19 protein-coding genes are annotated in these 17,881 nt (G+C 67.9%); 7 read left to right on the forward strand and 12 right to left on the reverse strand.

All coding sequences use genetic code 11. The annotated features are described in order from the left end of the window. Positions 1-12 precede the first annotated feature (12 nt). Together ubiU and GOY17_RS09490 are read left to right on the forward strand one after the other, a co-directional pair. Positions 13-1,011 (forward strand): ubiquinone anaerobic biosynthesis protein UbiU, encoded by a 999-nt coding sequence (gene ubiU / locus GOY17_RS09485; RefSeq protein ID WP_157030200.1) that lies wholly within the window; start codon positions 13-15, stop codon positions 1,009-1,011. Positions 1,012-1,023: 12 nt separating this feature from the next. Continuing rightward, positions 1,024-1,905: a U32 family peptidase gene (locus tag GOY17_RS09490; RefSeq protein ID WP_157030201.1), complete on the forward strand. Its 882-nt coding sequence runs from the start codon at positions 1,024-1,026 to the stop codon at positions 1,903-1,905. A gap of 6 nt (positions 1,906-1,911) precedes the next feature. Here GOY17_RS09490 and GOY17_RS09495 read toward each other — a convergent pair whose 3' ends face one another. The 11 genes from GOY17_RS09495 to hemN form a co-directional block, all read right to left on the reverse strand. Beyond that, on the reverse strand, positions 1,912-3,345 hold the full coding sequence (locus GOY17_RS09495; protein WP_157030202.1) for an L-aspartate oxidase: 1,434 nt from the start codon (positions 3,343-3,345) through the stop codon (positions 1,912-1,914). Beyond that, positions 3,342-4,364: a quinolinate synthase NadA gene (gene nadA, locus GOY17_RS09500; RefSeq protein ID WP_484502626.1), complete on the reverse strand. Its 1,023-nt coding sequence runs from the start codon at positions 4,362-4,364 to the stop codon at positions 3,342-3,344. Before nadA ends, GOY17_RS09495 begins: the two co-directional genes overlap by 4 nt. Beyond that, on the reverse strand, positions 4,361-5,182 hold the full coding sequence (ubiT, locus tag GOY17_RS09505) for a ubiquinone anaerobic biosynthesis accessory factor UbiT (RefSeq protein ID WP_157030203.1): 822 nt from the start codon (positions 5,180-5,182) through the stop codon (positions 4,361-4,363). The genes nadA and ubiT overlap by 4 nt, the downstream gene beginning before the upstream one ends. Positions 5,183-5,249: 67 nt before the next feature. Continuing rightward, positions 5,250-6,509, reverse strand: a complete 1,260-nt coding sequence (locus GOY17_RS09510) for a hypothetical protein (protein ID WP_157030204.1) — start codon at positions 6,507-6,509, stop codon at positions 5,250-5,252. Further along, positions 6,506-6,763: a DUF2249 domain-containing protein gene (locus GOY17_RS09515; RefSeq protein ID WP_157030205.1), complete on the reverse strand. Its 258-nt coding sequence runs from the start codon at positions 6,761-6,763 to the stop codon at positions 6,506-6,508. The genes GOY17_RS09510 and GOY17_RS09515 overlap by 4 nt, the downstream gene beginning before the upstream one ends. Positions 6,764-6,766: 3 nt before the next feature. Further along, complete coding sequence (locus GOY17_RS19050; RefSeq protein ID WP_269750028.1) at positions 6,767-6,898, reverse strand: hypothetical protein; 132 nt, start codon at positions 6,896-6,898, stop codon at positions 6,767-6,769. Between the two features lie 9 nt (positions 6,899-6,907). Next, on the reverse strand, positions 6,908-7,303 hold the full coding sequence (locus GOY17_RS09520) for a SirB2 family protein (RefSeq protein ID WP_157030206.1): 396 nt from the start codon (positions 7,301-7,303) through the stop codon (positions 6,908-6,910). Between the two features lie 10 nt (positions 7,304-7,313). Next, positions 7,314-8,543 carry an NnrS family protein gene (locus GOY17_RS09525; protein WP_157030207.1) on the reverse strand — a complete coding sequence of 410 codons (1,230 nt, stop codon included), beginning with the start codon at positions 8,541-8,543 and terminating at the stop codon, positions 7,314-7,316. Between the two features lie 314 nt (positions 8,544-8,857). Beyond that, on the reverse strand, positions 8,858-11,131 hold the full coding sequence (locus tag GOY17_RS09530) for a nitric-oxide reductase large subunit (RefSeq protein ID WP_157030208.1): 2,274 nt from the start codon (positions 11,129-11,131) through the stop codon (positions 8,858-8,860). Positions 11,132-11,364: 233 nt separating this feature from the next. After that, complete coding sequence (locus GOY17_RS09535; protein WP_115842245.1) at positions 11,365-12,120, reverse strand: helix-turn-helix domain-containing protein; 756 nt, start codon at positions 12,118-12,120, stop codon at positions 11,365-11,367. Between the two features lie 19 nt (positions 12,121-12,139). Then, the gene (gene hemN / locus GOY17_RS09540; protein WP_157030209.1) at positions 12,140-13,537 is read right to left on the reverse strand and encodes an oxygen-independent coproporphyrinogen III oxidase; all 1,398 of its coding nucleotides are present in this window, start codon (positions 13,535-13,537) and stop codon (positions 12,140-12,142) included. A gap of 235 nt (positions 13,538-13,772) precedes the next feature. Here hemN and GOY17_RS09545 point away from each other — a divergent pair, with 235 nt between their 5' ends. The 5 genes from GOY17_RS09545 (at position 13,773) to GOY17_RS09565 (ending at position 17,591) form a co-directional block, all read left to right on the forward strand. Continuing rightward, a complete protein-coding gene (locus GOY17_RS09545; RefSeq protein ID WP_157030210.1) occupies positions 13,773-14,213 on the forward strand; it encodes a CopD family copper resistance protein in 441 nt (146 codons plus the stop codon). Positions 14,214-14,297: 84 nt separating this feature from the next. Continuing rightward, on the forward strand, positions 14,298-15,542 hold the full coding sequence (locus GOY17_RS09550; RefSeq protein WP_157030211.1) for an alginate export family protein: 1,245 nt from the start codon (positions 14,298-14,300) through the stop codon (positions 15,540-15,542). Between the two features lie 367 nt (positions 15,543-15,909). After that, entirely contained in the window at positions 15,910-16,194 is a 285-nt protein-coding gene (locus GOY17_RS09555; RefSeq protein ID WP_157030212.1) for an OmpA family protein, read from the forward strand. A gap of 187 nt (positions 16,195-16,381) precedes the next feature. Continuing rightward, positions 16,382-16,672: a hypothetical protein gene (locus GOY17_RS09560; protein ID WP_157030213.1), complete on the forward strand. Its 291-nt coding sequence runs from the start codon at positions 16,382-16,384 to the stop codon at positions 16,670-16,672. 187 nt (positions 16,673-16,859) lie between these two features. Next, positions 16,860-17,591 (forward strand): hypothetical protein, encoded by a 732-nt coding sequence (locus tag GOY17_RS09565; RefSeq protein ID WP_157030214.1) that lies wholly within the window; start codon positions 16,860-16,862, stop codon positions 17,589-17,591. Here the strand turns inward: GOY17_RS09565 and GOY17_RS09570 are convergent. After that, entirely contained in the window at positions 17,547-17,876 is a 330-nt protein-coding gene (locus tag GOY17_RS09570) for a hypothetical protein (protein ID WP_157030215.1), read from the reverse strand. The two genes, GOY17_RS09565 and GOY17_RS09570, sit on opposite strands and share 45 nt — an antisense overlap. Positions 17,877-17,881 lie beyond the last annotated feature (5 nt).

The raw sequence follows: 17,881 nt of genomic DNA on the forward strand, positions 1-17,881 counted from the left end.
ATTGGAGCTTCCATGCAACTCGTCTGCCCCGCCGGCAACCTGCCGGCGTTGCGCGCGGCCATCGATGCCGGCGCCGACGCGGTCTATCTCGGCTTCCGCGACCAGACCAACGCCCGCGCATTCCCCGGCCTGAACTTCAGCGACGCGGAAATCCGCCAGGGCATCGCGTATGCGCGGGCACGCGGGCGCAGCGTCTACGTCGCCCTGAACACCTACCCCGACAGCGCACGCCTGTCGCATTGGCATCGCGCGGTGGACACCGCGGCGGAGCTGGGCGTGGACGCGATCATCTCCGCCGAAATGGCGGTGCTCGACTACGCATGCCGCAACCATCCTGCGCTGCCCCGGCACCTGTCCGTGCAGGGCTCGGCGACGACCGCGCCGGCGCTGCGCTATGCGCACGAACGCTTCGGCATCGCGCGCGCGGTGCTGCCGCGCGTGCTGTCCGTGCAGCAGGTCGAGCGCCTCTGCCGGACCGCGCCGATCCCGCTGGAAGTGTTCGCGTTCGGCAGCCTGTGCATCATGGTCGAAGGCCGCTGTCAGCTGTCCAGCTACGTCACCGGCGCCTCGCCGAACCGCCACGGCGTGTGTTCGCCGGCGAAGTTCGTGCGATGGGAAGAGCACGCCGGCGGCACGCGCAGCGTGCGGCTCAACGACGTGCTGATCGACCGCTTCGAACCGGAGGAACCGGCCGCGTACCCGACCGTCTGCAAGGGCCGCTACGGCGTCGGCGGCGAGATCTTCCACGCCCTGGAAGAACCCACCAGCCTCAACACGCTCGAACTCCTCCCGCGCCTCGCACGGGCCGGCGTCGCGGCACTGAAGATCGAGGGCCGCCAGCGCGGCGCGGCGTACGTCGACGCCGTCACGCGCACCTGGCGCGCGGCGCTGGATCGCCATCGCGACGCGCCGGCCGACTGGACGCCGCAGGCGCAGTGGCAATCCACGTTATCCTCCCACGCCGAAGGTCACCAGACCACGCTCGGCCCCTACCACCGCGCGTGGCACTGAGGTGCGACCGACATGCAACTGACCCTGGGCCCGCTGCAGTATTTCTGGCCGCGCGAACGCACGCTGGCCTTCTATCGCGAAGCCGCGCACTGGCCGCTGCACACGATCTACCTGGGCGAAACCGTCTGCAGCAAGCGGCGCGAGCTGCGCACACGCGACTGGATCGCGCTCGCGGAGGAACTCGTCGCAGCCGATCGCCAGGTCGTGCTGTCGTCGCTGGCGTTGATCGAGGCCGAGTCGGAACTCGGCGCGCTGCAACGACTGGTCGATCACGGCCGTTTCTGGATCGAAGCGAACGACCTGTCCGCCGTGCAGCTGTGCCGCGAACGCGGCGTGCCCTTCGTCGCTGGGCCCAGCCTCAACGTCTACAACCACGCGGCTTTGGCGATGCTGATGCAGGACGGCCTGCGCCGCTGGGTGCCCGGCGTCGAACAGGGGCGCGTGCTCATCGACGAACTGCTGTGCGCGCTGGATGCCGAGGGCGTGGCGCGGCCGCAGGTGGAAGTCGTCGCCTGGGGCCGCCTGCCGCTGTCGTACTCGGCGCGCTGCTTCACCGCGCGTACGCTGGACGTGGGCAAGGACCAGTGCGGCTTCCGCTGCATCGAACATCCCGACGGCCTGCCGCTGTCCACGCGCGAAGGCCGGCCGTTCCTGCGCATCAACGGCATCCAGGTGCAGGGCGAGGAAGTCACCGACCTCAGCCCGGAACTGTCCGCCTTGCGCGATCTGCACGTGGACCTGGTGCGACTGTACCCGCAGGCCGACGGCATGCAGGCGGTGATCGAACATTTCGTCGAAGCGCTCGCCGCGAAAACGCCGGTCGCGCCCCTCGGGCAGCGCAACGGCTACTGGCATGGCGAACCGGGAATGAGCGGCGTGGCCGCGCGCGCCTGACCCGCGTCAGGCGTCGGCGCGCCAGTGCGCGCCGAGGCTCGCCGGCCGCAGCAGGGCGGCATGCAGCACCGCGTGCGCCACGCGCGCCTGCCAGCCCGACGCCGCCATCGCCTTCATCTCGCGCACGGCGGCGGACAACGCCGCACGCGTGCGCACCGGGCCCGCGGCGTCCCAGAGGCGGCGTCGCACTGCGGCGAGCGCGCCCGCGTCCAGGCTGTCGCCCAGTTCGACGGTGCGGAACGCATCGCGCGACGTGCGGCTCGGCGCCAGCCGCAGGTGCGCGCCGAGCCACCGCCCGCACACGACGGCTTCCAGCAGCGAATTGCTCGCGAGCCGGTTCGCGCCGTGCAGCCCGTTGCAGGCGACTTCGCCGACGGCGTAAAGATTCGGCAGCGACGTTCGCCCGAGCGGATCGGTCGCGATGCCGCCCATGTGGAAATGCGCGGCGGCCGTGATCGGGATCGGCTGCGTGTGCGGGTCCACGCCCTGTGCGCGGCAGGTCTCGACGACAGTCGGGAACGCCTGTTCCCAGCCGCTGCGAAGGTGCGTGGCATCGACCCACACCGGCCCGTCGCGGCGCGCATCCCACACGCGGCGCGACACCACATCGCGCGGTGCCAGGTCGCCGAGCGGATGGTGCCCGCGCATTAGCGAACGGCTGCGGTGATCGATCAACTTTGCGCCGGCGCCGCGCAGCGCTTCGGTGATCAGCGGCAGCCGCGCCCCGTAGCCATCGCCAACGCCATCGAAGGCGGTGGGATGGAACTGCACGAATTCCAGGTCGCGCGTGCGCGCGCCGGCCGCCATCGCGAGCGCGAGGCCGGAACCGCTGGTCGTGCCGGCATTCGTGCTGCGCTGGAACAGCGCGCCGAGCCCGCCGGTCGCGAGCACGACCGCGCCGGCTTCGATCGTCTCCACGCGGCCATCGGCGCCGCGTACCTGCACGCCGGCGACGTTGCGTCCGCGCAGCAGGAGCCCGTCGACCTGAACGCCGGTGCGCCATTCTACGTGCCCGGCGCGCACGGCGCGGCCCTGCAGTGCGGCGACGACGCGCTCGCCGGTGCGATCGCCGCCGGCATGCACGATGCGGTGCGCGCCGTGCCCGCCTTCGCGCCCGAGCTGCAGCCCGTGATCGTCGCGATCGAACGCCACCCCCATGATCTGCAGCCACGCGACGGCATCCGGCGCGGCACCGACGACGGACCACGCGAGGGCTTCGTCGTTGTGGAATGCGCCGGCCTGCACGGTGTCGGCGACGTGCGCACGCACGCTGTCGCCGGCCGCCAGCGCGGCCGCGATGCCGCCCTGTGCGAGCCGGCTGCTGCCCGCCTCGCCGGGGTCGAGCAGGATCACCCCGCGCGGCGCCGCCGACAGCGCGACGCTCAGGCCCGCGACGCCAGCGCCGACCACGACGACGGGCGGCGTCGCGGGCCGCGTCACACGCGTTCCGCCCGGCCGATGTCTAGCATGCGTTCCAGCGCCCGGCGTGCACGGGCCGCCACGTCGGGCGGCACCGTCACCTCGTGCCGCAGTTCCTTCAGGCACGCGTGGATGTTCGGCAGCGTGATGCGCTTCATGTGCGGGCACAGATTGCACGGCTTGATGAACTCGACGTCGGGAAAGCGCACGCGCAGGTTGTCGGCCATCGAGCATTCGGTGATCAGTGCCACGCGCTGCGGCCGTGCCTTCTCCAGCCATGCGCCCATCGCCGTGGTGGAGCCGACGAAATCCGCCTCCGCCTGCACGTCCGGCGGGCACTCGGGATGCGCGACGAGCGCCGCGTCGAAGCGTTCGCGCGCGTGCCGCGCCTGCTGCACGGTGAAGGTCTCGTGCACTTCGCATCGGCCATCCCACAGCACCAGCTCGACGTCGTCCACCTGCGAGGCGACGTGCGCGCCGAGGAAGCGGTCCGGCAGGAAGATCACCTTGTCCGCGCCCATCGCACGCACTACCTGCACGGCGTTGGCCGAGGTGCAGCACGCGTCGGATTCGGCCTTCACGGAGGCGGACGTGTTGACGTAGGTGACCACCGGCGCGCCCGGATGCCGCGCACGCAGCGCACGCACGTCGTCGGCGGTGATCGACGCCGCGAGCGAGCAGCCGGCTTCCAGGTCGGGAATCAGCACCGTGCGATGCGGCGCGAGGATCTTCGCCGTTTCGGCCATGAAGTGGACGCCGCACAGCACGATGATGTCGGCGTCGCAGGTCGCTGCCGCCTGCGCGAGCGCCAGCGAATCGCCCGTGACGTCGGCCACGCCGTGGAAGATTTCCGGCGACTGGTAGCTGTGCGCCATGACCACCGCGCCGCGCGATTTCTTCAGGTGCGCGATCGCGTCGACCCACGGCAGGTGCATCGACAGCTCCAGGCACGGCATCAACGGCGTGAGGGTTTCGACCAGCGCCGCATGATGCGTTTCGAGGTCCGGATGCCAGTACGGCATCGCGCTGGACGCGCTCACGATGCGGCTCCTGTCGCGTGGTGCGCCGCACGGGCGTCGCGGAGCGTGCGCGCGACACGATGCAGCGGGATGCGGACCGCGAGCGGCAGCGTGTCCCACGGCAGGCGATCTAGCAGGTTGCGCACAGTCAGCCCGAGTTCCACGTCGCCGGTGAGCTTCAACCGGCGCTGGAAGAACAGCGTGTCCGCGTCTTCCTGCCGGCTGCTGAGCAGCAGCAGGTCGGTCGCGGTGCCGTGCACGACGGCTTCGGCCGGCTCGCCCGTGCGGTGCAGGCGGCCGTCGCGCAGTTCCAGGACCCAGCGCAGATGCAGGTCGGTCACCTCGATGCCGAGTCGCCGATGCGCGACGATGGAGAGATCGTCGGCATCGAGCGAATCGTCCAAGGCCCTGGACAGCACGCGTTCGGCGATCGCATCGCGCACGGACGTCGGCACCAGCGACAACGGCAGCCGCCAGTAGCGCGGCGGCGGGAGCAGCCGCAGCGGCGAACGCGGCGCGCGTTCGGGTTGTGTCGTCGCTCCCTCGTTGGCCTGCTGCTGGCAGGCGTCGCCGACCAGCGTGCCCATGAGGTGATCCGCCGACGCAGGCGGAAGATTGAGCCGGCCGGCGAGCCGACGCGCGCGTTCGTGCACCTGCGCTTCGCGCACGATGTCGCGAACCGGAACGTGGAGCGCGCGTTTGGCCGGCGCCACCGCGGCCACAAGCCGCCGGCGCGCGGCGAGGAGCACGATCATCGCGTCGTCGACGCGGTCGATGCCGATGCGTGCGCCGTGCAGCGCGAAGCGCGCCACGTGCGGCGCCGAGGCGATGCGGATCATGTGGCCCCTTCCCGTGTGATCGATGGCAGATGCTAGGGACGCCGGTGCCCCGCGCCATTGACGCAGGTCAAGCCGGCGCGCTTCCCGGCGTCTTTCGCTCGCGGCGCACACGCAGTCCGCAACGCACCAGCGCCATCGCCGTGGCGAACCATGCCGACGCGTACGCGAATCCGGCCGCGGCATGCCCTTCATGCAGCGTCATCGCCAGCAGCACGGCCACGGCCGACACCACGTGTGCGGCGAACACGACGCGCTTATCGCCCTCGGGCATCAACCTGCCGACGCCGGGAATCTGGCGTCCGCGCGGCACCACGCCACGCAGGTGGATCCAGGCGAGGAAGCCGACGATCTCCAGCATCATTCCGACGACGACGAACGGGAACCCGATCGCCAGCGCGAGCGTCCCGACGAGCATCGCGCGCTCGATGTCCGGAGGAAGCGGCAAGGTCAGGCAGGCGGCCGCAACGAGCAGCGCCGACATGCCGAGCATCCAGAACCGCGCGAGCGTCGGATTGCGCCGCAGCCGCGCCCTCGCCTGCAACCACAGCGATGCGCCGGCGAGCGCGCCGGTCGTGATCGTGATGGTCCCGATGAGCACGTCGCCACCGCCGCGGGCGCGCTGCCACGCACCGGCGATCAGGCCGGATGCGACCACGCACGACCACGCCGGCAACCACCATGGCGCCGGGCTGCGCGTGCCCTGCAACATCGGCAGCGTGACCGCGCCTATCGCCGCGATCAGCACGAGGACCGCGCCGACGGTGCCGACTGACGCGTGCACATCGACGAGTGCGGCGAGATCGAACGGCAAACGCCCGGCGAGCGTGAGCAGCGCGACCACGCCAAGCATCGCCGTGACCGCGAGCGCGCACATCGACATGCCGATGCCGCCGCGCAGCCAGCGCGCACCCGCGCCTCGCCACAAACAATGGCACGCCATCCCGGCGAACCCGACCGGCGGAACGCCGAGCAGCGCGGCCGCCAGCGGCCACAGCGATGTCGCCATCGTCGTCATGGTGAAGGCGAACACCGCCAGGCCCACGTTGAAGCACGCGTGCAGCACGGGCACCGCCGGCGCCCAACGCAGGCGGCTGCGCGCCGCCACCGGCAGGAATTGCGTGAGTGCGCCGAGCATCGCGTTGCCGATCACCCCGAGCACCAGCAGATGCACGAGCACGACCGTCGCGGGCGTCCAGCGCGACGCCAGGCCCGCGTTGCCGTGCCACGCGATCCAGCCGCCGGCGCCGATGCCCCACAGGACGGAGGCGATCAGAAAACGCAGCGGCACGTTCGCGGGCGGGGCCTCGGAGATGGCCAGGCCGCTCACGTGCCGCCGCAACCCCTACCCTGTTCGTCGTACGCCGCGCGGGCGATGCGTACGCGGAAACCGTCACCGATCGCCACGACCTGCGTGTCGAAACCGTCCGCCTGCAGGATCGCCAGCAATGGCGATGGATACAGTGGCGTCAGTGCGTCGAGGCAGTCGCCGGGCGCCAGCGATTCGACGGCCGCAAGGATGCGTTCCATCGGTTCCGGCGGCGCCAGGTGGCGCAGGTCGAGCGTGGCGGTTGCCTCGCGCATGCATCAATCCGGCAATGTGTCGTCGGTGTCGGGGTGCGCGCCCGGCTCAAGCGATACGCCGGCGGCTTCCAGCGATTCGGCGACCAGCGAGAATCCCTCGGACGCCGGATCGAAATGTTCGAGCGTGTTGCCCATGGCGGTTCCTCATGTCCACAAATACAGCGCGCCCAGCGGATGGTGCGCACGCGCGATGGCGTAAATCTGCGCGTACGTCAGCAGCGCCAGGACGAACATCGCGATGCGCATGCCGGTGCGCCGCGACCGCATCGCGAGGATGCCGAGCACGACGTAGGCGACCACCAGCGCCACCTTCACCAGCAGCCAGCCGTTGGCGAACAACGCGCCCGGCAGGATGGTCAGCAGCATCATCGCCGCGGTGAGCAGCACGGTGTCGATGGTGTAGCTGAGGTAGCGCACCGGCGCGGCCATCGGCCAGCGCATGCCCGCCAGCGCGGACGAGCCGCGCAGGAAGAACAGCGCGCCGCTGCACGCGATCGCCGCGATGTGCACCAGCTTGATCTGCGGATAGAACTCGATCATCGAAACGTCCTCAGCCCGGCTTGCCGTCGACGCGCGGCGCCAGGTAGATGCGGCCCAGCCGCGCAACCCACGGCACGAAGGCGACGAGCCAGCCGATCGCCGCCGCGACGTGCCAGGCGTAGGCGTCGGGGGCGAGTTCGGCGACGACGCGCATCGTCGCCACCCCCTGCACCGCGACGAAGGCGAACCACGCCACCGGCGGCATCACCAGCGGCCGGCCCGAGTGCCCTTGCGTCACGCGCGTGACCATCGCCACCAGCAGGCTGCCGAAGAAGCCGATGAACAGCGCATGCGCAGGCGCGCGCCCGAGTTCGAACGCGCCCGTCGTCGCGTACAGCACGCTCTGCACCGAGTACAGGGCGAACGTGATCGGCAGCCATGCGGTGCCGATGAACAGCACCGCCAGCAAACCCGGCATGCTGCCGCGCGGCCACCAGCGCCACAGCGCGAAGACGCTCGCGCCGAGCAGCGGGACGTCGGCGAGCCACAGCCACGCGTACGCGTGCGTGAGTTCCAGCCCGAGGTGCGCCAGCAGCAGCGCCCACACGATCGCCAGCCACGCCATCGGGCGCCACAGCTTGTAGCCCGGCACCGCGTTGCCGGCGAAGAACGGGAACATCCGGTGCGCGACCGTCACGTACACCGGCAGCAATAGGCCGACGGTGCCTAGCTTGATGCTCGCCATCGCCCACATCGGCGAGGCGCCGAGCACGAACGCGACGAACGACAGCAGCCCGATCCAGCCCAGCAGCAGTGCGGCGAAGCACGACCGCGCGTGCCACGTCGTGCCTTTTTCCCTCGTGAGTTGCGTACCCAGAATCACGACGCCGGCGGTCCAGCCCGCCGCGGCCATCAACAGACCGACGAAGAAGCCCACCTCCCAGCCGCACGCGCCGACGAGGATCGCCAGTTGCCCGCCCATCAACCCCGCGCCGATGGGCAGGTAATGCCACCGCGACAGGTCCGGCAGCCCCATCCAGCGCGGAAACGTGGTGAGCAGGAAGCCGAAAATGAAACTCGGCAGCACGAGGTACTGCATCACGAACGCGTGCAGCCAGCCGGCCGGAACCGGCGGCGGCGTCATGGCGAAGGTATCGGGCCATCGCGTGGACACCAGCCACAGCGCCCACCAGAGCATCGCCAGTAGCACGTTGCCGGCGCCAATGAAGAACATCAGCCGGTGCGGCGCATGCGCGAGCCGGCGGGGAGACAGCGAGGTGTCGGCGGTTTTCTGGAGCATGGGGGGAGTGTCGGCGTGGCGATCCGCCTTCGCCTTGACGCAGATCAGGCGGATGCGTCATCCCAAACCGTCATCGCGGCGAAGGCCGCGATCCGGGCTGTCGCGTGTTCCGCGCCTCGTTGCCATTCCAGCGAAATCTGGAGAGCCACCTGCTCCTGGGCGCCCGAAAAGCAACAGCGCGGTTTGGCGATGCAACGGCTGGTCAGCGCTATCCCTCAGTCGCCCCTCAGCCCAACCTCTCCCGCCGGGAGAGGCGCCCCAAAAAAAAGCCCGGCCGAACCCGGCCGGGCGAAAGCGATGAAACCCTTCCCGGGTCAGGCCCGGACCGGCTCCGCCGCAGTAGCCGCCACTCGCCGCGGCGCCACCCAGAGGCGGAAGACGAACCAGGCCAGCGCGAGCGCGCCGACGCTGAAGATCGTGTCCGCCGGAACGCGCATCCACACCAGCAGGTCGACGATCGGCTGCTGCATGAATTCCGCGGAGCGGGCGTACCAGTAACCGTGCTTCAGCGCGGCGTTGAGCTGCAGGATGCCCAGCGGGAGCAGCGTGAAGGCGGCCATGCCGCTCAGGCCGATGTTCAGCGCCCAGAAGCTGGTGCGCAGCACCTTTTCGTTCCACTCGACGTCCGGCTTCAGGCCGCGCAGGCAGAACAGCATCAGGCCGATGCCGAGCATGCCGTACACGCCGAACAGCGCAGTGTGGCCGTGCGTCGCGGTGAGGTTCAGGCCCTGCATGTAATACAGCGACAGCGGCGGGTTGATCAGAAAGCCGAACAGGCCGGCGCCCACCAGGTTCCAGAACGCCACCGCGATGAAGAACATGATCGGCCAGCGATACCGCTGCATCCACGGCGTGGCCTTGCCCATCTTGTAGCTGTGGTAGGCCTCGAAGCCGACGTAGGCCAGCGGCACCACTTCCAGCGCGGAGAAGCTCGCACCCAGCGCGATGACCGCCGTCGGCGTGCCGGTGAAGTACAGATGGTGCAACGTGCCGAGCACGCCCCCGGCCATGAAGACGATGGTCGCGAACAGCACCGCGATGGTGGCAGTCTTCACCTGCAGCAGGCCCAGGCGCGTGAACAGGAAGGACATCACTGCGACCGCGAAGACCTCGAAGAAGCCTTCCACCCACAGGTGCACGACCCACCAGCGCCAGTACTCGACCATCGACAGCGAGGTGTGCTCGCCCCACATCAGGCCGGCCGCGTAGAACAGGCCGATGGCGACGGTGGACAGGAACAGCAGCACCACGATGGAACGCGACTCGCCGCCATTGCGGATCGCCGGCCACAGCGAGCGACCTACCAGCGTCAGCCAAAGGCCGAGGCCGATGAAGAGGAACCACTGCCAGAAGCGGCCCAGGTCGACGTATTCCCAGCCCTGGTGGCCGAACCAGAAATTGCGTTCCAGCCCGAGTTTCTGCATCACGGCGAGCCACTGTCCGGCGAACGAGCCGACCACGATGACCAGAAGGCACACCCACAGCAGGTTGACGCCCAGACGCTGGAATTTTGGCTCATGGCCCGAAATCGCTGGCCCGATGTACAGGCCCATGCCGAGCCACGCGGTGGCGATCCACAACACCGCCAGCTGCGTGTGCCAGGTGCGCGTGAGTGCGTACGGCAGCACGTCGGCGAGCGCGAAGCCGTAGGCCTGCTGGCCTTCGACCTGGTAGTGCGCGGTGATCGCGCCCAGCAGGATCTGCGTGAGGAACAGCGCGATCACCACCCAGAAGTACTTGGCGGTGGCTTTCATCGACGGCGTGACCTTGATCGACGCCAGCGGGTCGGTCCTGGGCAGGCTCGGCGCGATCTCCTCGCCGTGGTTCACCGCGTAGTGCCAGCCCAGCAGCGCGATGCCGGCGATCAGGAACAGCACGCTGAACACCGTCCACACGAACGCGCCGGTGGTGGGCTTGTTGCCGACCAGCTCGTCCGCCGGCCAGTTCGCCGTGTAGGTGATGTCCGAACCCGGTCGCTGCGTCACCGCCGCCCACGAGGTCCACCAGTAGAACGCGGTCAGCATGCGACGATGCTCGGCCTGGGGAACCGTGTCGTTGCGCATCGCATAGGCTTCACGCAGTTCCGCGGTCGCCGGATCGTTGCCGAACAGGCTGGTGTAGTGCTGCGCCACGTTGGCGATGGCGGCGACGCGGTCGGCATCCAGGCGGATCGTGCCGCTGCCTTCCTCGTACGTATTGGGCCGCATCAACGCCTGCACGCGCGCCTGGTACGAAGCGCGCACGTCGGCCGGCAGCTTCTTGTAGCTGTCGACGCCCGCCTCGCGCTTGGCCCAGACGTCCATGACGGCCTCGGCTTCGCGATGCAGCCAGTCGGCGCTCCAGTCCGGCGCGACGTACCCGCCATGGCCCCAGATGGAGCCCAGCTGCTGGCCACCGATCGACTGCCACACCTGGCGGCCGGTTTCGATGTCGCCGCGGGTGAAGATCAGCTCGTCACGCGGCCCGAGCACCCGCTCGGGCATCGGTGGCGACTGTCGGTGGATTTCGCTGCCGACCCATAGCAGGACGGCGAACGAAGCGATGAGCAGGGTCGCCAGCCCCACCCACAACTTTCGGGTCGAATTCATGTCAGCACTCCGTTGAAAACGAAGGCATGTTCGGCCCGGGGTGCCCGCTTACGACATGACGCAGGTCAAGTGCAAGGCGAATGTTTCGCGGTCGAAGGAGATCGGGGCGGGACGGCTGCTCTTGTAGCCCAGGTAAGGCCGGAGGCCGCACGCGGGGCAACGTCGCGTCGACTGAAAAACCCTGAGGGCCTCGGGTGCACTTCGCTTGCCCGGGCTACAACGGCACGGAGCCGTCAGTGCCGCAGCACGGTCAGCGCGATCGCCTCGAGCCGCGCCATGTCGAGGATCTCGACGTCGCGCTGCTTGATCGACACCAGACCGTCGCGCTCGAACCGGCGCAGCACGCGGCTCACGGTTTCCGGCGCCTGGCGCAGGTAATTGGCAATGTCGGTGCGCGACATCGTGAGCTGGAAGCGCCTGGGCGAGAACCCGCGTTGCGCGAGGCGGCGCGAGAAGCCGATCAGGAACGCCGCCATGCGCTCGTCGGCGGAATGATCGCCGGCGAACAAAGACGCCACGCCGATGTCGCGGCTCATCAGCCGGAACAGGTGACGCTGCAGGTTCGGCAGCCGCGTGGCGAGCATCGCGATGCGCGGGAACGAGAACCGGCACAGCATCACCGTGTCGAGCGCCACCGCGTTGCACGGATAGCGGTCGTCGTGCACGGCGTTCAACCCGATCACCTCGCCCGGCAGATGGAACCCGAGCACCTGCTCGCGGCCGTCGGAATCGAGCATGTAGGTCTTCACGGTGCCCGCGCGCACGGCGGCGATCGCGCCGAACGCGTCGCCCTCGCGGAACACGTGTTCCCCCGCGTGCAGCGGGCCGACGTGCTCGACCAGCACGTGCAGGTCCATCAGCGCGCTCTTGTCCATGCCTTCGGACAGGCAGGCCTGCGAGAACGCACAGGTGGAACAGAAGGTCAGCGAGTCGCCGTCGTCGGCGATGATCGATGAATCGGTGCGTGGAAAAACGATCCCGGAACTCATGCCCTGCCCGATCGCGACGTCACACGGTCCTGGAAAACTGCGTCACGGTTCCGTCCTGCGGAACCAGATAACGGTCGAAGCACGCGGCCAGCACCCGCAACAGCAGGCGACCCCGGGGCGTGGCCCGTATCGCGCGTGAAGACAGTTCCACCAGCCCGTCCCGTTCCAGCAATTCCAATTGCGGCCAAGAGTGGGCGAAATATTCTCTGAAGTCCATCATGTGCCGACGCTCGGTCTGTGCTACATCGATCTCGCCGAGGCACATCAACTGCTGGATCACGTCGGCCCGGACCAGGTCGTCGTCGTCCATGTTCATGCCACGCCACACCGGCAGACGGCCTTCGTCGATGGCGCGTTCCCAGCTCGGCAGATCGCGCGGGTTCTGGCTGAACGTCGGGCCGACGTGGCTGATCGCGCTCACGCCCAGGCCGATCAGATCGCTGTCGGCGCACGTCGTGTAGCCCATGAAATTGCGATGCAGGTCGCCGCGTGATTGGGCGCGCGCCAGGTCGTCTTCCGGCAGCGCGAAGTGATCCATGCCGATGTAGACGTAGCCGGCGGCGCCCAGGCGCTCGATCGCCCGTTGCAGCAGTTGCAGTTTTACCTCTGGCGACGGCAGGTCCTCGGCGCGGATCTGCTGCTGCGGCCGGAAGAGTTTGGGCAGGTGCGCGTAGGAGTAGATCGCGAAGCGGTCCGGCCGCGCCTGCAGCGCGATCTCCAGCGTGCGATCGAAGCCGTCCAGCGTCTGCAGCGGCAACCCGTAGATCAGGTCGACGTTCACCGAGGCGAAGCCATACGTGCGGCACGCATCGATGATGGCGATTGTCTCCTCGACGCTCTGGATCCGGTTCACCGCCTTCTGCACGACGGGGTCGAAATCCTGCACGCCCAGGCTTGCGCGGTTGAATCCCGCCTGCGCAAGCGTGCGGATGTCGTCGGGGCAGACGAAGCGCGGATCGAGTTCGATCGACAACTCGCGCGTCTTCGCGTCGGCGTACGCGAAATGGTTGCCGATGACGTCGACGACCTCGGCGATCTGCTCGGCACTGAGGAAATTGGGCGTGCCGCCGCCGAAATGCAGCTGCACCACCTGGCGATCGCGATCGAACAGGCCGGACATCATGCCGATCTCGCGATACAGGCGCGTCAGGTACGCACCGCCGCGCGCCTTGTCGCGCGTGATGATGCGGTTGCAGCCGCAGTAGAAGCACGGGCTGGTGCAGAACGGCACGTGCACGTACAGCGACAGCGGGCGCGGGATGGGATCGCCGTTGGTGAGTGCGGCCGCTTCGCGCAACAGCGTCGGGCCGAAGTCCGCGCGGAACTGCGGCGCGGTCGGGTACGAGGTGTAGCGCGGCCCGGGCCGGTCGTAACGGGCCAGCAGCTGCGGATCGAAGAGGACGGACGAAGTGGCCATGGATGCAGCGTATCCACGCCGGAACACCGCGCCTTGATTTCGGTCAAGGGGAAGGCGTCGCCCTGCGGCCGGCCGTCCGCGGGGCCGTGAAACGGCGCCAACGCAGTTCGAAACCCGGAGTTCGCATCCAGCTTGACCTGGATCATGTCCGGCTGAACAGGGCGCGTGGATGCTGGCGGCCATCGCGGACGGGCCCGCCGGGCGCATCGCGATCGCAACGGGGAAGCGCGCTGCCATGCCGTACTACGTGATCCTGGTCCTCCACCTGCTGTGCGCCTTCGTCTTCGTCGGCACGGTGTTCTTCGAAGTCCTGGTGCTGCATCCGGTACGGCGGAGCGTATCGCCGGACGCGATGGATGAAGTCGAACGCGCGATCGGTGATCGCGCGCGTCGGCTGATGCCGTGGGTGCTCGCGCTGCTGTACGCCGCCGGCATCGCGCTGGCGTGGCAATACCGCGCACTGCTCGTGCATCCGCTGCGATCGGCGTTCGGCGTCCTGCTCTGCATCAAGATCGCGCTGGCGATCAGCGTGTTCGCGCACTTCGGATTCGCGATGCGGCTGGGGCGCCATGGGCGCCTGCGCGGACGCACGTCGCGCCGCCTGCACCTGAGCGTGTTCGTGCACGTCGTCGCGATCGTCCTGATGGCGAAGGCGCTCTTCCACGTCGCCTGGTGATCCGCCCTTCCCTCACTTCCCGCCCAGCGCGCCGATGCGGCGCCTGTCCGCGCGTGCCACGCATTCTTCCAATGAGGCATCGTCTTGTCGCAACACGTTCACCGCTTCGTCCTGACTCCGCTCGCATTCGGGCTGCTGGTCGCATCGGCACACGCCACCGAACCGGACACCGGCGACAGGTTCATCTTCGAAGCGCGCTACCGCTTCGAGCACGTCGATCCGGACAACGCGCTGGAAAATGCCGAGGCACAGACGCTGCGCACGCGCATCGGCTATCGCACGGCGCGCGTTGCGGGTTGGTCGGGACTGGTCGAGCTCGACAACGTCAGCCACCTCGGCGCCGAACGCTTCAACAGCACCCGCAACGGGCAGACCGCCTACGCGGCAGTCGCCGATCCAGACGGCACCGCGTTCAACCAGGCGCTGATCCGCTACGACCACGACAACGTCGCGGTGATCCTCGGCCGCCAGCGCATCAACCTCGACAACCAGCGTTTCATCGGCGGCGTCGGCTGGCGCCAGAACGAGCAGACCTTCGACGCCGCGTCGGTGCAGTTCAAGCCGACGGAGAAGATTGCGCTCTGGTACAGCTACGTCGACCAGGTTCAAAGCGTGTTCGGTCCCGACAACGATCGCGCGAACGCGACCAATCCCGCCGAATACGAAGGGCGCAGCCACCTGCTCAACCTGCAGGCGAAGCTCTCGCCCGCACTCGTCGTCACCGCCTACCAGTACCGGTTTGAACTGGACAACATGGCCGTGACCGCCGACGCGCCGCTGGGCACGCTGTCGAGCATCACCACCGGCCTGCGCGCAAGCGGCGCGATGGAGGCGTGGAGCTACGCACTGGAACTCGCGCGGCAGACGGATGCGGCCGGCAACCCGTGGGCCCTCGACAGCCGCTACGTGCTCGCCGAACTCGGCTACGCGATCGACAAGGTGCAGCTGCGTGCCGGGTACGAAAAGCTCGGCGCGGGACGCGGCACAGGCGATGGAAACCGCGCGTTCCAGACGCCGCTCGGGACGAAGCATGCCTTCCAGGGTTGGGCGGACCAGTTCCTGACCACCGCGGCGGACGGCATCCAGGATCGCTACATCGGCGCGACCACGCCGCTCTGGGGCGGCCAGCTGCAGGCCTGGTACCACGAGTTCATCGCCGACCGGGGCGGTGCGGACTTCGGACGCGAATCCGATCTGTCGTACCAGCATCGGCTGCCGTGGTCGCCGCGACTGACCGCGCTGGTCAAGCTCGCGCGCTACCGCTCGGACGATGCCACCCGCACGGTCGACACCTACAAGGCCTGGCTGCAGCTTCAGTACACCTATTGATATGGCGCGCCCGCGCCTTCCTGCCGGCACATCAAATGCGTTGCGGCAACCACCATGGGGGCGTGTTCTTACGCACAATCTTTCGACGGCATCAATTGGTGACATCGAGCTCGGACGCGCAGACCACCATCCGCATCAGGATGATGCTTGCGCGATGCCTTCGCTCTCGCCAGTACGAATGGAGCAGACGCTTGAGGACTATTAGGCTCCACGCAAGCCTTCCGCTCCTCTCCCTCCATGGGCAGTCCGTCCGCTTCAGGTCGAAGGAAGACACCACTGCGCGCCGCTTAACCGGGCCTGACATCGGCCGCCGTATACGAGTCACCCGCGGAGTTAGCCGGGAAGTGGCGGACGCCCGATCCGGCGCGTGCGGGAGGAGGGACGGACCATCACCGCCGTTCGCCTGGTGGGTCACGCCGACCGCATGCAGGGTCGCGGCTTCGACTACAACCAGACGCTCTCGCGCGATCGCGCGGAAACGGTCAAGGCGTACCTGGTCGGGCAGGGCATCGATCCCGCACTCGTGTCCTACGAATACCGCGGCGACACCGAGCAGGTGCAATCGTGCGAAGGCGTCCGCGATCGCGCCGTGCTGCACGAATGCCTGCTGCCCAACCGTCGCGTAGAGGTGCAATTCCAAGTGCCGAAGTAGGCGGTTCCCGACGGACCTGCGAGGTGTCATCCTCGAGCGCGTCAAGCTGCCGAGCGCCCGATGGGCCTGTACGAGTCCACGGTCATGGACACCGTGGAGAAGAAGATCCCGTGGTACTACATCGCGCTCGCGATTGGTCTGCCCGCGACGGCCTACGGCGCCTGGCATTAGTTCGGCGCGGTGTCAGATGATCAGTTATTTCACGGACGAGATTGGAACAAAGGAAGCCGTAGCAGCTTCTCCGAGCGTTACCACGTCGTCAAAGAGCGCGAACCTGGTATTGATTCGGTGCTGGATGACATTATCGGCGACTTGCCTTTCTAGTTCCGCGCGTTGGGACGCGGCCATCGGCGAAGCCTCGACCTCGGCTGTCTCACCGGTTGAAAAGGACATCATTGTGGACAGCTGCCGGACCTGTCATGGAATCAAGATCATCAGCTACGAGCAATGGTCGCTCGAAGAAGTGAACGACCTTTAGCAGTTGCATCGGCAACGTCCGCCTATCGTCGGCAAAGTAGGCATGGTGTCCACTCCTGGTCGAAAGGGGGCGTTTGGGCGCTTAGCGGGCTTGGCAGTGCTAATGTCCGCTTTCGACCCAAAGCGGTCATTCATTTGCCATGGAGGCGACACATGTCGAGACCTGCCTATTTCCTGAGACGGGATGCATGACCAAGTTGAGGGAGGTCCGTGTCGAGGCCAGCGCATTGGTTTCGAATCACGGCATGGTGGCGCCGGGATTCCCGTTCCGCCATACGACGCATCATGTAGTGAATATTTTCCAGGCGTTCCTTGCGCGCGACTTCACGCTGGATGGGTCTTCGATGGTGCAGATCACGCTGGGTGCGCGACGAGACATCGACCCTGCACATCTTCAAGTGCTGGGCACCACCGAAATCTATGTGGAGTCCTTCGACTTCAAGCGATACCACGCGATGTCACCGAGGCAGCGTGAGGAGCAGATACTTGAACTGATCGAGGATCGTCTTCTCCATATCGCGTCGATGCAGGGCGTAGATCCCACACCGATCCATGAGGCTGCCGCTGCAGTGCGGCAGAACAGCTTCACCCTCGAAACTGAGCGAAACAAGCTTGCACGTTCGCTCCCAGGCCGCCGCGGCCGCGTACGCGTGTATCGCCAACTGGCGTCCGGATATGCCGAACGGTGGATCGCAAAATTGGCCGACCAAGCGGGCCGTCTGGTGCATGAAGTGGTATTGAAAGGTGGTGGGCCGGTCGACCTGCGCGGACACTTCCACCATGCGGAGCTAGCTTCGGACAGCTTCTTTCTGAAGGACGACCTCGATCGTCCAGTCGTTTCGATCTCCCGCCTAAGCGAACTGGTTTCCAATCCCTCAGCGGATGCGCAGAGTTACCTGGAACGGCACCCCTATGGCTAGTAGCGACCATCGTGGAAAGCCGCTGCGATCGTTGCGCGTGTACTCGTGGAACGACACGTCGAGCCAGCATTGCGCCTTGGACAGGGCGTAGTCGCGCACGGGACGCCCCGCGTCGTTGAGCGCCTGGATGCGGTCCTGCGTCGCCTGGTAGGTCGAGTGGTCCCCGTAGATCGCTTCGTCTGTGATGCGCGGCTGCTGCGGCGCCAGCGACGCGGCCTGCGCGAGCCCGGCGGCGAGCGCGAGCGACAGCGCGGCCACGGTAAATGCGGTGGTGTGCTTGGTCATGGCCT

The sequence above is a fragment of the Lysobacter soli genome (assembly GCF_009755585.1).
Lineage (GTDB): Bacteria > Pseudomonadota > Gammaproteobacteria > Xanthomonadales > Xanthomonadaceae > Lysobacter_J > Lysobacter_J soli.

Coding starts and splice junctions, on each gene's coding strand:
- GOY17_RS09570 (WP_157030215.1), bottom strand. CDS start 17,876: ATGACCAAGCACACCACCGCATTTACCGTGGCCGCGCTGTCGCTCGCG.
- GOY17_RS19050 (WP_269750028.1), bottom strand. CDS start 6,898: ATGGGCAACACGCTCGAACATTTCGATCCGGCGTCCGAGGGATTCTCG.
- GOY17_RS09535 (WP_115842245.1), bottom strand. CDS start 12,120: ATGAGTTCCGGGATCGTTTTTCCACGCACCGATTCATCGATCATCGCC.
- GOY17_RS09515 (WP_157030205.1), bottom strand. CDS start 6,763: ATGCGCGAGGCAACCGCCACGCTCGACCTGCGCCACCTGGCGCCGCCG.
- GOY17_RS09545 (WP_157030210.1), top strand. CDS start 13,773: ATGCCGTACTACGTGATCCTGGTCCTCCACCTGCTGTGCGCCTTCGTC.
- GOY17_RS09530 (WP_157030208.1), bottom strand. CDS start 11,131: ATGAATTCGACCCGAAAGTTGTGGGTGGGGCTGGCGACCCTGCTCATC.
- GOY17_RS09490 (WP_157030201.1), top strand. CDS start 1,024: ATGCAACTGACCCTGGGCCCGCTGCAGTATTTCTGGCCGCGCGAACGC.
- ubiU (WP_157030200.1), top strand. CDS start 13: ATGCAACTCGTCTGCCCCGCCGGCAACCTGCCGGCGTTGCGCGCGGCC.
- hemN (WP_157030209.1), bottom strand. CDS start 13,537: ATGGCCACTTCGTCCGTCCTCTTCGATCCGCAGCTGCTGGCCCGTTAC.
- GOY17_RS09525 (WP_157030207.1), bottom strand. CDS start 8,543: ATGCTCCAGAAAACCGCCGACACCTCGCTGTCTCCCCGCCGGCTCGCG.
- GOY17_RS09560 (WP_157030213.1), top strand. CDS start 16,382: ATGATCAGTTATTTCACGGACGAGATTGGAACAAAGGAAGCCGTAGCA.
- GOY17_RS09565 (WP_157030214.1), top strand. CDS start 16,860: ATGACCAAGTTGAGGGAGGTCCGTGTCGAGGCCAGCGCATTGGTTTCG.
- GOY17_RS09520 (WP_157030206.1), bottom strand. CDS start 7,303: ATGATCGAGTTCTATCCGCAGATCAAGCTGGTGCACATCGCGGCGATC.
- ubiT (WP_157030203.1), bottom strand. CDS start 5,182: ATGATCCGCATCGCCTCGGCGCCGCACGTGGCGCGCTTCGCGCTGCAC.